This window comes from Cyanobium sp. ATX 6E8 (assembly GCF_024346335.1).
Classification (GTDB): domain Bacteria; phylum Cyanobacteriota; class Cyanobacteriia; order PCC-6307; family Cyanobiaceae; genus Cyanobium_A.
The window spans coordinates 66905-80182 of sequence record NZ_JAGQCT010000003.1 but is presented as its reverse complement, the minus strand read 5'-3'; the positions used below and the strand labels follow the sequence as shown (position 1 = coordinate 80182).

The following is a 13278-nucleotide window of genomic DNA, read 5'->3' as shown; positions in this document are numbered from 1 at the left end:
CGGGCCAAGCTATCAACCGGTGCGCCCCGATTCCTTTGGAGCGATGTCGGCTCAGCCTTTGCCGCGGAAGGACTTCCAGCGATTGCCCAGGCCGCTCAACAGCCGTTCCCGCTCGCTGCTGCGCAGCAGCTTGGGCACGCCGTAGCGCACCGACCACACCACGCCAGCCAGCTCCAGGAGCCCGGGCACCAGCGGCAGGCTGTCGAGGGCACCGAGCACGGCGTTGTAGACGCGCAGCACCAGCAGCAGGCCCACCAGGGCTGCCAAGAACGTGACGGGTTTGCGGGCCTGGCTCCAGAGGCTCTGCAGTTCACCCTGGTTGAGCCACTGGCCCAGCTTCTGCAGCAGCAGCTCCCACTCACCGCCCTCCCCCTCGCCTGTGCCCTCGCCGCCGGCTGATGGGCCCGGCTGGGTTGCGAGGGGAGCTGGTGAGGGCTCCACCACCAACGTGGTGGCAACGCTGGGCTCGGGGGGGGCGGTCACCGCTGCTTCAGCGGTTTGTTCAACAACCTGTTCAACAAGTCCAATCGGCTCAATCTGCTCAACCAGCTCCACCGACTGCTCCACCGATTCGACTGCTTGCTCAGCAGGCTCGGGAGTGTTCGGGTTGGTAGCGCTCTGGTCGGGGCTGCTGGTGGTGTCGTCGGCCATGGCAGGCGGCGCCGCGGGTGCACAGGTGTGGCGGGAGCTTACGTGTGGTTGGCAGCCAGACCAACACCCGGCCGACCAACAGCTCAGGCCTCGATCGGCAGCAGGCTGGGGCGCGCGCTCAGCGGCACCAGGGGCAGCCGCAGCGGGAAGGCGCCGCTGCGCAAGGCTTCCGCCAGGGCGGCGGCGGCGGCGGCGGCCAGCCGCGGGCTGTGGGAGGGGGCGCAGGCCACCGGGCGGCCCCGCACCGTGATCGTGCCGCTGAGCAGCTCCGCATAGGTGGCCGCCCCCAGGCTGGGCTTGACCCGCCGCGGCACCGACAGGTCGAGCACGGGTGCCTCCAACGCCTCTGGACCGGCGGCGGCCTGGCGCGCCACCGTGCCATTGATCAGCGGCACCGGCGCCGCGATCGCCACCAGCAGGGCGCTGCCGTGGCCCTCGAAGAAGCAGGGGCGCACCCACTCGGGCCGCATGTCGTGCAGATCCACGCTCACCGCAGCGGAGGCCCCCGGGGTGCGGGCATGGCCGCTGGCCTGGCGGCGGCAGCCGGGCTGGTGACCGCTGCCGGCCCCCACCACCCAGCCGAGGGCGCCGCCCACCAGCACCGGTGAGCCCGGGCCCAGCAGCGACAGCCCCGGCATGGTGAGGCCGATGCTGCCGGCGCCGCCACAGGAATAGAGGGCGTTGGCGGCTGGCCCCAGCAGGGTGCCGTAGGGGCTGGGGCAGGGGCCTTCGGCCTGGCTGAGGGCCACCACCCCGTTTTCACTGATGGCCCGGTGCAGCAGCAGGCGGCCGGTGCCGATCTGCTCCAGGCCCAGCTCGGTGTGCAGCTCGCGGCGGGGGTGCAGGGCGGTGGCCTCGCCACTGGCGTCGAACGGCAGCGCCCGGCCCTGCAGCAGGGCGGCCAGCAGCTCAGCGCCCCCAGGGGCATCGCCAAGCCCGCCGCCAATCGGCAGCACCAGCTCGCCGCTGCCGCAGCCCGCCAGCCCCTGCACGCCGGCCAGCTGTCCAGCGCGCAGGCGGATCGGTGGATCCGTGGGCCCGAGGCTTAGGAGCAGGCTGGCCTGGTCGGTGAAGCCCGCATCGGCCGCCACCACCACATCGGTGGCGGCGTAGGCCTCGGCCAGCCCGGCTTGCTGCACCAGGCTTCGAAACTCGGCGGCGGCGCGCACCTGCAGCTGGCCCTGCTCCTGTTTGCGGCGCAGCTCCGCCTCCTGGCGTGGCGGCAGTTCACGGCTATTCATCGCGAGCTTGGCGCTGATTTGGGCATTTCCCGAGGGGCTTCGATAAACTGACCCTTGCTCAAGACGGTCATCCATGGCGGACCCCAGCGGACCCGGTGCTGGCTCACCGGGGGAGTCCGGCGGCAACGGCGATTCGCGGATCATCCAGACCGATCTGCGCAACGAGATGTCGCGCTCCTATCTGGAGTATGCGATGAGCGTGATCGTGGGTCGGGCCCTGCCCGATGCCCGCGACGGCCTCAAGCCGGTGCACCGGCGCATCCTTTATGCGATGTACGAGCTGGGCCTGACCAGCGACCGGCCTTACCGCAAATGCGCCCGTGTGGTGGGTGAGGTGCTCGGTAAGTACCACCCTCACGGCGACACGGCGGTGTACGACGCCCTGGTGCGGATGGCCCAGGACTTCAACATGCGCATGCCCCTGGTGAACGGGCATGGCAACTTCGGCTCGGTGGACGGCGACCCCCCGGCCGCCATGCGCTACACCGAGTCGCGGCTGCAGGCGCTCACCACCGACAGCCTGCTCGAAGACATCGAAGCCGAGACGGTCGACTTCGCCGACAACTTCGACGGCTCCCAGCAGGAGCCGACCGTGATGCCAGCGCGGATTCCGCAGCTGCTGCTCAACGGCTCCACCGGCATCGCCGTGGGGATGGCGACCAACATCCCGCCACACAACCTTACCGAGCTGATCGACGGGATGCTGGCGCTGATCGCCAACCCCGAGATCGACGATCTCCAATTGATGGCGATCATCCCGGGGCCCGACTTCCCCACGGGGGGCCAGATCCTGGGCCGCCGCGGCATCCGCGAGACCTACACCACCGGTCGTGGTTCGGTGACCATGCGTGGCGTGGCCTCGATCGAAACGGTGGAGGTGAAGGGCCGCCCCGATCGCGATGCGGTGATCATCACCGAGCTGCCGTTCCAGACCAACAAGGCCTCGCTGATTGAGCGGATCGCTGAGTTGGTGAACGACAAGAAGCTCGAGGGCATCGCCGACATCCGCGACGAATCCGACCGCGACGGCATGCGGATCGTGATCGAGCTGCGCCGCGACGCCTACCCCCAGGTGGTGCTGAACAACCTGTTCAAGCTCACCCCGCTGCAGAACAACTTCAGCGCCTACATGCTGGCGTTGGTGAAGTCGGAGCCGGTGCTGCTCACCCTGCGCAAAATGCTGCAGGTGTTTCTCGACTTCCGCGTCGAGACGATCGAGCGCCGCACCCGCTACTTCCTGCGCAAGGCGGAAGAGCGTGACCACATTCTGCTGGGTCTGCTGCTGGCCCTCGACCAGCTCGATCCGATCATCGCCCTGATCCGGGCCGCCTCGGATGCGGCCACGGCCCGCCAGCAGTTGCAGGAGCGCCACGGCCTCAGCGAGATCCAGGCCGACGCCATCCTGCAGATGCAGCTGCGCCGCCTCACCGCCCTGGAGGCCGACAAGATCCGGCTCGAGCACGAAGACCTCGTGATCAAGATCGCCGACTACAAGGACATCCTGGCCAACCGCGAGCGGGTGCTCACGATCATCACCGAGGAGCTCGGTGTGATTCGCAGCCGCTACCTCTCGCCCCGCCGCACCGAGATCCTGGATCTGGAGGGCGGCCTTGAAGACATCGACCTGATCGCCAACGAGCGCTCGGTGGTGCTGCTCACCGAGAACGGCTATCTCAAGCGGATGCCGGTGAGCGAATTCGAGGCCACCAGCCGCGGCACCCGCGGCAAGGCCGGCACCAAGAGCCAGGGTGAGGAGGCCGTGAAGCTGTTCATCAGCTGCAACGACCACGACAACCTGCTGCTCTTCTCGGATCGGGGTGTGGTGTACACCGTGCCGGCCTACCGGGTGCCGATCTGCAGCCGGGCCGCCAAGGGCACGCCGATCGTGCAGATGCTGCCGATTCCCCGCGAGGAGCAGATCACCTCGCTGCTGGCGGTGAGCGAATTCGCCGAAGATGCCGTGCTGGTGATGCTCACCAGTGGTGGCTATGTGAAGCGCACCAGGCTCTCGGCCTTCGCCAACATCCGCTCCAACGGCCTGATCGCCATCTCCCTGGAGGACGGCGACGCCCTCACCTGGGTGCGGCTGGCCCAGCCCGGCGACAGCGTGCTGATCGGCTCGCGCAACGCCATGACCATCCACTTCCGCCTCAGCGATGAGGAGTTGCGCCCCCTGGGCCGCACCGCCCGCGGGGTGCGCGCTATGAACCTGCGCGCCGGCGATCAGCTGGTGAGCATGGATGTGATCCCGGCCGAGCTCGCCGACCAGGTGGCCAGCAGCGCCAGCGACGACGCTGACGCAGACGAGGGCGACGAAGTGGCGCCGAGCGAGGGTCCGTGGGTGCTGGTGGCCAGCGCCAGCGGCCTGGGCAAGCGGGTGCCGGTGAATCAGTTCCGGCTGCAGAAGCGGGCCGGCATGGGCCTGCGTTGCATGAAGTTCCGCCGCGCCGGCGACGTGCTGGTGGGCCTCAAGGTGCTCGGCGCCGGCGAGGAGCTGCTGCTGGTGAGCGAGAAGGGGGTGATCGTGCGCACCCAGGCCGATGCCATTCCCCAGCAGTCCCGCGCTGCCACCGGTGTGCGCCTGCAGAAGCTCGACTCCGGCGACCGCCTCACCGAAGTGGTGCTGGTGCCGCCCGCGCCGGAAGAGGAGGATGCTCCCACCCTGGAGGTGCCCGCTCTGGAGGGGGCCGAGGACCCGATTGATGCCGCGGTCAGCCCCGATACCGCCCCAGACGCCTGAGTCCCAGGCCTATCCCCATGGCCGACTTCTGGATCGCTAACACCGTCCGCGATCTGATTCAGGGTGATGTGAATGAGCACCTGCCCCTGGAGCGCATTCCTCTCCAGGGTGACGTGCTCGGCCTGGGCACCACCACCAGCATCGACAACGGCGAGCTCACCTTCCTGCAGGATGCCGATGGCGCGGCAACCACGATCTGGAAATGCCAGGCCAGCGATGGCGGCATTCGGCCCTTGCGGCCTGGGGATGGCAGCAGCCACTTCCCCTACGTGTGCTTCAGCGGTGATGCCACCGCCGTGCGCACGCCGGTGGATCTGGCCAGCCTGTGCGAGGTGCGGGGCCGGCCGTTGCAGGAGCTGGTGGCCGAGGCGATTGCCCAGCTGCGGCACCAGGGTCGGTTAGCGGAGGCGCCGATTTATGGCCTGCGCCTGGTGTCGCAGTGGGAGTCGCTGGTGATCACGGTGGCCTCGAAGCTGTGCATGGGGCAGCAGCGGCGCAACACCGCCATCGCCAGCAGTGCGGCCAGCGACGGCACCGCAGCGCGCAGCATCTACCAGCTGCTGCAGCACTACCGGTTGGCTCCGGAGGATCCTGGGGATCCCAGCGATCCGATCCGCTTTCTGGGCCGCTCCCTGGAGTGGGATTGCTGCGGCTTCTTCGATACCGATCCGGCCTTGGGCCGGGTCACCATCCCCGACCCCCATGCCCATCTGCATCTGCACGGCTGCAGCACCGATCTGCGCTACGGCGGCCACCTGCACCACGAACATCCCGGCACGCGGCTGGCCTCCCTGCAGCGGCTGGTGCTCTATCCCCTGCAGCACCTCCACCAGCTGGTGAGTGATCTGGCCATTGAGGCGCTGCACTTCCGCGATGGCAGCGCCCACTTCACCGTGGCCAACCGTGGTGCCATGGATGTGAGCGATGTGGGCGTTGCCGTGGTGGTCAACGACCGCTACAGCGGCCATCGCTATCTGCGGCTCCCCTGGCTGGCGGCCGGTGCCAGCGAAACCTTCAGCGTGCCCCTGCAGTTGCCCGCTGGGACCCATCGCCTCGTGGTGATCGCCGATCCCGAGGGTCAGATCCTGGAGGAGGCCGCTCTCCAGCTCAACAATCGCGCCAGCCTCGACATCCACCTGCCCGATGTCTGACGTGCCGGTTTCTGACGTGCTGGTGGTGGGTGGCGGCCCGGCGGCCCTGGCCATCGCCGCTGAGCTGGCGGAGCAGGGGCTTGCGGTGGCCGTGCTGGCGGCGGCTGATCCCCGCGATCCCTGGCCCAACACCTACGGCATCTGGGGCGATGAGGTGGATGCCCTCGGCCTGGGCCATCTGCTGGAGCACCGCTGGAGCCACACCTGCAGCTACTTCGGCAGCGGCAGCAGCGACCAGGCCGATCCAGCCAACAGCCCCACCCGCCACGGCCGCGACTACGGCCTGTTCGACAAAACCCTGCTGCAGCAGTTCTGGCTGGAGCGCTGCGAGGCCGCCGGCGTGCAGTGGATCCGGGGGCTTGCACAGGAGCTGAGCCATGGGAGCGGCCGCAGCCAGGTGCGCTATGCCCCTGCTCTTGCTGCCGATCTAGCCCTGATCGAGGCGCGGCTGGTGGTGGATGCCAGCGGCCACAAGGCGGTGTTTGTGCAGCAGCCTGAGCGGGGGCCAGTGGCGGGCCAGGCGGCCTATGGCGTGGTGGGGCGCTTCACGGCGCCGCCGGTGGAGCCGGGGCAATTCGTGCTGATGGATTACCGCGCCGATCACCTCAGCGCCGCGGAGCGGCAGGCGCCCCCCACGTTTCTGTATGCGATGGACCTGGGCGGCGGTCGTTTCTTCGTCGAGGAAACCTCCCTAGCCCTGGCGCCGCCGGTGCCCTATGCGGTGCTGCAGCAGCGGCTGGAGCGGCGCCTGGCCCATCGCGGCGTGGCGATCGAGCAGGTGGAGCACGAGGAGTTTTGCCTGTTCCCGATGAACCTGCCCCTGCCGGATCTCGATCAGCCGGTGCTGGGCTTCGGTGGGGCCGCGGCGATGGTGCATCCGGCCTCGGGCTACATGGTGGGGGCGCTGCTGCGCCGGGCGCCGGCGGTAGCGGCGGCGGTGGCGGCGCGGCTGCGGGCTGAACCGGCCGCCGACTCGCTGCAGCTGGCCGCAGCTGGCTGGCAGGCGCTCTGGCCCCCGGAGCTACGCCGTAAACACGCCCTCTACCAATTTGGGCTGGAGAAATTAATGCGCTTCTCCGAGCCCCAGCTGCGCAGTCACTTCGCCAGCTTCTTCTCCCTGCCCAGCGCCCAGTGGTATGGCTTTTTGACCAATACGCTCAGCCTGGGCGAGCTGCTGGCGGCGATGGTTGCCCTATTTGCCACGGCACCCTGGAGCGTGCGCTGGGGACTGATGGGCATGCGGGGCCGGGAGTTGCAGCTGGGCCTGCGCATGCTGGATCCCTAGTTTTGTGCCTAGGCCTGGACCGGCGCCGGCAGCCAATCAGCGGCGTTGAGCAACGGAAACAGGCCGTCTTCGATCGCCACGGCCTTGAGCCATTCGGCCGGCAGCTCGGTGCCGTGGTCGATGGCATCGAGCAGCCGCCAGAAGCGATCGAGGTGGCGCTCAATCCGCTCCTTGGCCAGTTCGGTGGTGGTGCCGGCCCGCAGGATGAAGCTCCAGTCGGAGCTCTGGGCCAGCAGCAGCTCCCGGCCGGCCTGGGTGAGCAGGCTGCGTTGGGCCTCGCTGGCCACGCCGCGCTGCACCCGCCCCACCATCGCCTGAGAGGCCCGCTGCCACTCGGCCACCACCCAGGCGTTGGTCTCGTTGAGCCAATAGTCGTGGTAGCCGCCCTGGCCCCAGCTGCTGGGGGAGGGGCGGCACACCTGCAGCGGATCGCCGCCCGCCAGGGTCTCGCGCAGGGTGACCAGCCGCACGCCGGCCTCGCTGGCCTGGCGGAACAGCGCCGCTAGGAACTGGGGGCCCTCAAACCACCAGTGGCCGAAGAGCTCGGCATCGAAGGGCGCCACCAGCAGGGGCTGCCGCTCCATCGAGCGGGCCAGGCCGGCCAGCTCTTCGGCGCGGCCCTTCAGGTAGGCGGCGGCGTGCTGCTCGATCCGCTCAGCGGCGACGGCCGGGGCGTAGGGCTGTTTCTGGTCGAGCGGGCAGCCCTGGGCCGTGACCCGGTGCAGTTTCAGGCCCAGGGGCCGGCGGCTGTGGATGCCGTGGTCGGTGAGTTCGCTCTCGGGCAGGTCCCAGCCCATGTCGCGGTGGAATTCCCGGTAGGCGCCGTCGCCGGGGTAGCCCTCGCGGGCGCTCCACACCGGCAGGGTGGCGCTGCTGTCGCGGCCGAACAAGGCCACCCCCACCGGCGAGCAGATCGGCGCAAACACCCCGTAGCGGGGCCGGGGCAGGGCGTGCAGCAGACCGTGGGCGTCGAGCACCGAGTAGCGCAGGCCGGCGGCCACCAGCTGCTGGTCGAGCCCCTCGTAGTAGGCGCACTCCGGCAGCCAGATGCCGAGGGGCCGCTCGCCCAGCAGCCGCTCGTGCTCGCGCACGGCTGTCACCAGCTGGGCCCGCACCGCCTCGGGCACCTGGCGCAGCAGGGGCAGGTAGCCGTGGGTGGCGCCGCAGGTGATCAGGTCGAGCACGCCCTGCTGCTGCAGGCGCCGGAAGCGGGGGATCAGGGCCCCCTCGATCTGGATCCACTGCTCCACCACCGCATCAAGCTGGCTGGCCAGGTGGGTGGCAGCCTCGCCGAGCTCCTGCGGCGCCTGCTGCAGCAGCTCCTGGCGCAGGGCGATCCAGGGCAGGAAGCGGGCGTTGAGGGGGCGGTCGGCCAGCAGCGACAGCAGGGTGGGCGAGAGGCCGAGGGTGAGCCGGGCGTGCTGGCGCCGGTCAGCCGCGGCGGCCTCGAGCACGGCCAGCAGCGGCAGGTAGCACTCCTGCAGCGCCTGGAAATACCAGTCCTCCTCCAGCGATCCGGGCTCGCTCGAGCGCACGTAGGGCAGATGCGCGTGGAGGACGAGGGCCAGATCGCCTGCGGCCATGACCTTCCCGCGGTAGTTGCACTGTAGGCGCAACGTTCGGGCGCCCCCTACAATGGGGCTAACTCATAGCCAGTCCGCTTAAGGGCTGGTTCGCCCCAGGAGCCCCGATGGCCCGCGATCCCGGCCGCGTTCTGATTTTCGACACCACGTTGCGCGACGGCGAGCAGTCGCCCGGCGCCAGCCTCAACCTGGAAGAGAAGCTGGCGATCGCCCAGCAGCTGGCGCGCCTGGGGGTGGACATCATCGAGGCCGGCTTCCCCTTCGCCAGCCCCGGCGATTTCAACGCCGTGCAGCGCATCGCCGAAAGCGTCGGCACCCCGGATGGCCCCACCATCTGCGGCCTGGCCCGGGCGGCAGCCGGCGACATCAAGGCCTGTGCCGATGCGGTGGCGCCGGCCGCCCACAAGCGCATCCACACCTTCATCGCCACCAGCGACATCCACCTCGAGCACAAGCTGCGCAAGAGCCGCGCCGAAGTGCTGGCAATTACCGCCGAAATGGTGGCCTACGCCCGCTCGCTGGTCGATGACGTCGAGTTTTCCTGCGAAGACGCCGGGCGCAGCGATCCCGAGTTCATGCATCAGGTGATCGAGGCAGCGATCAACGCCGGTGCCACCACGATCAACATTCCCGACACGGTGGGCTACGCCACGCCCGCGGAATTCGGCGCCCTGATCGCCGGCATCAACGCCAGCGTGCCCAACATCGACCAGGCCGTGATCTCGGTGCACGGCCACAACGACCTGGGCCTGGCGGTGGCCAACTTCCTTGAGGCCGTCAAGAACGGGGCCCGCCAGCTGGAGTGCACGATCAACGGCATCGGCGAGCGGGCTGGCAACGCCTCGCTCGAGGAGCTGGTGATGGCGCTGCACGTGCGCCGCAGCTACTTCAATCCGTTCCTGGGCCGGCCGGCCGACTCCACTGAGCCGCTCACCGGCGTGCGCACCGAGGAGATCACCAAAACCTCACGGCTGGTGAGCAACCTCACCGGCATGGCGGTGCAGCCCAACAAGGCGATCGTGGGCGCCAATGCCTTTGCCCATGAATCGGGCATCCACCAGGACGGCGTGCTCAAAAACCGCCTCACCTACGAAATCATCGACGCCCGCACCGTCGGTCTGGCCGACAACCGCATCTCCCTGGGCAAGCTGAGCGGCCGCAGCGCCTTCCGGGCCCGGCTCGAGGAGCTGGGCTACACCCTCGAGCGCGAGGATCTCGACGATGCCTTTGCCCGTTTCAAGGAGCTGGCGGATCGCAAGCGGGAAATCAGCGACCGCGATCTCGAGGCGATCGTGAGCGAGCAGGTGCAGCAGCAAGATGGCGGCAGCTTCACCCTCAAGAGCGTGCAGGTGAGCTGTGGCACCGGCTTGCAGCCCACCGCCACCGTCACCCTGGTGACTGCGGATGGCGCCGAGCTCAGCGAGGCGGCGATCGGCACCGGGCCGGTGGATGCGGTGTGTCAGGCGCTCAATCGGCTGGCCCAAGTGCCCAATGAGCTGGTGGAATTTTCGGTGAAATCGGTGACCGAAGGCATCGACGCCATGGGCGATGTGACGATCCGGCTGCGCCACGAGGGCGTGCTGTATTCGGGCCACTCAGCCGACACTGACATCGTGGTGGCCGCCGCCCAGGCCTTCGTGAACGCCCTCAATAGGCTGGTGGCCGGTGGTCGCCACCAGCCGCTGCACCCCCAGAAGGCGCCGCTGCCCGTAGTGGGCGACCTGGCCCTGGCCGACCGGCCACGGCTCTAGGCATGTGGGTGCGACATTTCAGCTTGGGCTCGCATCCCGGGTTTGCTGTTGTTTTTATTGATTAGCTAAGCCAAGACTAAGCTAAGCGCCAAAACATGACATCCCCCCTAGCCAGTCCCCTCCCCCTGAGTCATCTGATTCCTTCTAGCTCCCCCCGCCATGAGCCTGCCCCTCTCCGGACCGCGCCGCTCACGGCTCAGTGCCGCCGCTCAGCTGATTTTGCTGTTGCTGGTGGCCCTGGCGATGCTGGTGCCGCTGCTGTGGCTGGTGAGCACCTCGCTCAAGGGTCCGGCGGAGAACATTTTCACCAGCCCGCCAGCCCTCTGGCCCAGTCAGCCCAGCTTTGAGGCCTACAGGCGCCTTTTTACCGACAATCCAATCGGCACCTACCTGCTCAACAGCACGATTGTGAGTGGCCTGGCGGTGCTGGCCAACGTGCTCTTCTGCTCGCTGGCGGCCTATCCGCTGGCCCGCATGAATTTTCGCGGCCGGGGCTTGGTGTTGGCCCTAGTGGTAGCAACGATTTTGATCCCTTTTCAGGTGGTGATGATTCCGCTCTACCTGCTGATGGTGCAGATCGGCCTGCGCAATACCCTTTGGGCCCTGATCATTCCTCAGGCGGCCACCGCCTTTGGCATTTTCCTGCTGCGGCAGAGCTTCCTGGGGGTGCCAGTGGAGCTGGAGGATGCGGCCCGTTGCGATGGCTGCACGCCGCTGGGGGAGTGGTGGAACGTGATGATTCCAGCGGCCCGGGCCGACTTGATCACCCTGGCGATGTTCGTATTTATCGGCACCTGGAGCGATTTCCTCTGGCCGCTGGTGATCCTCGATGAGCCCCAGCTCTACACCCTGCCCCTGGGCCTGCAGCAACTGGCCAGCAGCTTCTCCCTCGACTGGCGCCTGGTGGCGGCGGGTTCGGTGATTTCGATCCTGCCGGTGCTGGTGGTGTTTATCGGCCTGCAGCGCTACATCCTGCCCAGCGCCGCCGGCGATGCAGTCAAAGGTTGAAAACCTGATCAGTTGGCAGCTGCAGGGGGGCGCACAGGCGGCAGGGGCGGCACTCCCAAAGGCAGCTCATCGGTTTTCGGGTCAGTCGCTTCGCTGGGGCGGGCTGCGCGCAACTTGCTGAGCTCGGCCCGCAGGTTGGCGGTTTCGCGGCTCAGCCCATCGATGCGGGTGCTGTTGCGCTCCACCGCCTGCAGCCGCTCCACGGTGGTGCGCAGCTGCTGTTCCAGGCCAGTGGTGCGATCAAGGGCCCGGCTGTTCTCCAACCCCTGCACCCGCTCCTGCAGCTGGCGGATCGTGTCGTTCTGCTGGCGGGATTTGCCTACGATCACCAAAAAAAGCACCACCAGCATTGCCGTGACGCCGGCCTGCAGCCAGGGCACCCAGGCGAGGGAAGCGCCGTTGGGGCTGGCATCGGTCCTGATCGCGGCTTGGTCAGGGGCTGGGGTCATCAAGGCCGGCTGCCAGTTCTGCTTCGATCCTGCCTGCCTGCCGGGCGTTTGTCAGGGGTGTGAACTCCTGTGGGAGGGTGAATGTATTGGAAAAGGAGAGCCGACTGTGCCGGTGGCTGGCCCAAAACTTAGGTCGCTGCCAAGGCCATTTCTGGTCATGTGGGCGGGCCAGCTCCTTTCAAACCTCGGCACTCAGGTGAGTCTTTACGCCTTGGGGCTGTGGCTGTTCCAGCAGCATGACCAGCTGAGTGCCTTTGCTGCGGTGGCGGTGGTGGTGCACTTGGCCAAGTTGGCATCCCTTTCGCTAATTGGCCGTCAACTAGATCGTTGGCCCCCGCGACGGGTGATGCTTGCCGCTAACGGCCTCGGCAGCACCTGCACTTTGGGCCTGGCCTTCACCTTGATGATGCGTCCAGCCACCCTGCCACCGGTGTTGCTTTGCATTGGGCTGGCAGCAGCAGCAGAGGCGGCTCTGGTGGTGACCTGGTCCAGCCAGCTGGCCAGATTTGTGTCTACAGAGCAGCTGGGAGCGGCCAGCGGGCTCTTCGCTGGGTCGGATGGCGCTGTGGTGATGGCAGCTCCCCTGCTCGGCGCTGTGCTGGCGGCGACGGCCGGGTTGCCGGGTGTACTCGTCACTGACAGCCTTACGTCACTTATTGCTGCGGCCTGCACGCTTCTGGTGGCCTGGCCGCAGTCGTTGTCAGCCCCGCTCACTACGGCTGCTGGTAATGAGGCTGCCCCTCAGGTAGGGGTGCGCCATGCATTGAGCGAGTTGTGGCGCAATCGGCGCTGGCGCCCCCTGTTGCAGATCAACAGCGTGGTGGTAGGCGTGTTTGCTGCCATTGAGATCGCTTTTCCTGCCTGGGTGGTGGCGGCAAGCGGCTCCCAGCGTCTGATCCTGGCTCTGGCCCTGGCCGGATTGAGCTATGCCGGTGGGCTCTGGCTATGGGCCCGGGTGCCTCGCTGCCATTGGCTGGACTGGCTGCGCATCGTGTTGCTGCTCCAGGCGGTGCTGCTTACCGGGGCTGGGCTGGTGTGCTTTCAGCACTGGCAGGGGGTGTGGTTTTTGGCCGTGGCCCTATTTGCTGCTGCGGTTCCGGTTGCTCTTGGCGCCCTCCAGAGTCTTTGGTTGTGCTGGGTGCCGTTGGCTTTACAGCCGCGGCTGTTTGTCGGCCGTTATGGCCTCGAGTGGATCTCCCGTCTAGTAGCTCTGCTGGGGATGAGCTTGCTGGCCGATGGGGTGATAGCCCCGCTGATCCGGGGGAGCTTCTGGCCCGCTTGGCTGCTGGACGCCCTTGGCCGGGGCCCGGGGCGTCCGACGGCGATGGCGATCGGCCTGCTTGGCTGGGTTTTGCTGATTCCTCTTTGGCGGCTCTGGGGTCCGCTGGGACGCCTTCACCTAGATGAAAATAGATAGTG

The 13278-nt window shown here is 68.0% G+C and carries 10 protein-coding genes; 6 read left to right on the top strand and 4 right to left on the bottom strand.

What is annotated here, in order from left to right; genetic code table 11:
• Positions 1–51: 51 nt before the first annotated feature.
• Together KBY70_RS03940 and KBY70_RS03935 are read right to left on the bottom strand one after the other, a co-directional pair.
• The gene (locus KBY70_RS03940) at positions 52–651 is read right to left on the bottom strand and encodes a CAAD domain-containing protein (protein ID WP_254987475.1); all 600 of its coding nucleotides are present in this window, start codon (positions 649–651) and stop codon (positions 52–54) included.
• A gap of 83 nt (positions 652–734) precedes the next feature.
• Positions 735–1892 (bottom strand): homocysteine biosynthesis protein, encoded by a 1158-nt coding sequence (locus KBY70_RS03935; protein WP_254987474.1) that lies wholly within the window; start codon positions 1890–1892, stop codon positions 735–737.
• Positions 1893–1965: 73 nt separating this feature from the next.
• Between KBY70_RS03935 and gyrA the strand changes: the two genes are divergently transcribed.
• The 3 genes from gyrA to crtL are packed head-to-tail and all read left to right on the top strand — an operon-like array spanning position 1966 to position 7068.
• Positions 1966–4632 (top strand): DNA gyrase subunit A, encoded by a 2667-nt coding sequence (gene gyrA / locus KBY70_RS03930; RefSeq protein ID WP_254987473.1) that lies wholly within the window; start codon positions 1966–1968, stop codon positions 4630–4632.
• A 17-nt stretch (positions 4633–4649) separates the two neighbouring features.
• The gene (locus KBY70_RS03925; RefSeq protein WP_094559765.1) at positions 4650–5783 is read left to right on the top strand and encodes a CARDB domain-containing protein; all 1134 of its coding nucleotides are present in this window, start codon (positions 4650–4652) and stop codon (positions 5781–5783) included.
• Entirely contained in the window at positions 5776–7068 is a 1293-nt protein-coding gene (crtL, locus tag KBY70_RS03920) for a lycopene beta cyclase (RefSeq protein WP_254987472.1), read from the top strand. The genes KBY70_RS03925 and crtL overlap by 8 nt, the downstream gene beginning before the upstream one ends.
• Positions 7069–7076: 8 nt before the next feature.
• Here crtL and KBY70_RS03915 read toward each other — a convergent pair whose 3' ends face one another.
• Entirely contained in the window at positions 7077–8651 is a 1575-nt protein-coding gene (locus KBY70_RS03915) for a glycoside hydrolase family 57 protein (protein WP_254987471.1), read from the bottom strand.
• Between the two features lie 107 nt (positions 8652–8758).
• Between KBY70_RS03915 and KBY70_RS03910 the strand changes: the two genes are divergently transcribed.
• A complete protein-coding gene (locus KBY70_RS03910) occupies positions 8759–10402 on the top strand; it encodes a 2-isopropylmalate synthase (RefSeq protein WP_254987470.1) in 1644 nt (547 codons plus the stop codon).
• Between the two features lie 159 nt (positions 10403–10561).
• Positions 10562–11410, top strand: a complete 849-nt coding sequence (locus KBY70_RS03905; RefSeq protein WP_254987469.1) for a carbohydrate ABC transporter permease — start codon at positions 10562–10564, stop codon at positions 11408–11410.
• 8 nt (positions 11411–11418) lie between these two features.
• Here the strand turns inward: KBY70_RS03905 and KBY70_RS03900 are convergent, their stop codons facing one another.
• Positions 11419–11859, bottom strand: coding sequence for a hypothetical protein (locus KBY70_RS03900; RefSeq protein ID WP_254987468.1), 441 nt, complete (start codon positions 11857–11859; stop codon positions 11419–11421).
• A gap of 157 nt (positions 11860–12016) precedes the next feature.
• On the opposite strand from KBY70_RS03900, the gene KBY70_RS03895 reads away from it, so the two are divergent.
• Complete coding sequence (locus tag KBY70_RS03895; protein WP_254987467.1) at positions 12017–13276, top strand: MFS transporter; 1260 nt, start codon at positions 12017–12019, stop codon at positions 13274–13276.
• Positions 13277–13278 lie beyond the last annotated feature (2 nt).

What these genes read in the sequence shown, in the direction of transcription:
- KBY70_RS03940 (WP_254987475.1), bottom strand. Translation starts at nt 651, where the DNA reads ATGGCCGACGACACCACCAGCAGCCCCGACCAGAGCGCTACCAACCCG.
- KBY70_RS03935 (WP_254987474.1), bottom strand. Translation starts at nt 1,892, where the DNA reads ATGAATAGCCGTGAACTGCCGCCACGCCAGGAGGCGGAGCTGCGCCGC.
- gyrA (WP_254987473.1), top strand. Translation starts at nt 1,966, where the DNA reads ATGGCGGACCCCAGCGGACCCGGTGCTGGCTCACCGGGGGAGTCCGGC.
- KBY70_RS03925 (WP_094559765.1), top strand. Translation starts at nt 4,650, where the DNA reads ATGGCCGACTTCTGGATCGCTAACACCGTCCGCGATCTGATTCAGGGT.
- crtL (WP_254987472.1), top strand. Translation starts at nt 5,776, where the DNA reads ATGTCTGACGTGCCGGTTTCTGACGTGCTGGTGGTGGGTGGCGGCCCG.
- KBY70_RS03915 (WP_254987471.1), bottom strand. Translation starts at nt 8,651, where the DNA reads ATGGCCGCAGGCGATCTGGCCCTCGTCCTCCACGCGCATCTGCCCTAC.
- KBY70_RS03910 (WP_254987470.1), top strand. Translation starts at nt 8,759, where the DNA reads ATGGCCCGCGATCCCGGCCGCGTTCTGATTTTCGACACCACGTTGCGC.
- KBY70_RS03905 (WP_254987469.1), top strand. Translation starts at nt 10,562, where the DNA reads ATGAGCCTGCCCCTCTCCGGACCGCGCCGCTCACGGCTCAGTGCCGCC.
- KBY70_RS03900 (WP_254987468.1), bottom strand. Translation starts at nt 11,859, where the DNA reads ATGACCCCAGCCCCTGACCAAGCCGCGATCAGGACCGATGCCAGCCCC.
- KBY70_RS03895 (WP_254987467.1), top strand. Translation starts at nt 12,017, where the DNA reads ATGTGGGCGGGCCAGCTCCTTTCAAACCTCGGCACTCAGGTGAGTCTT.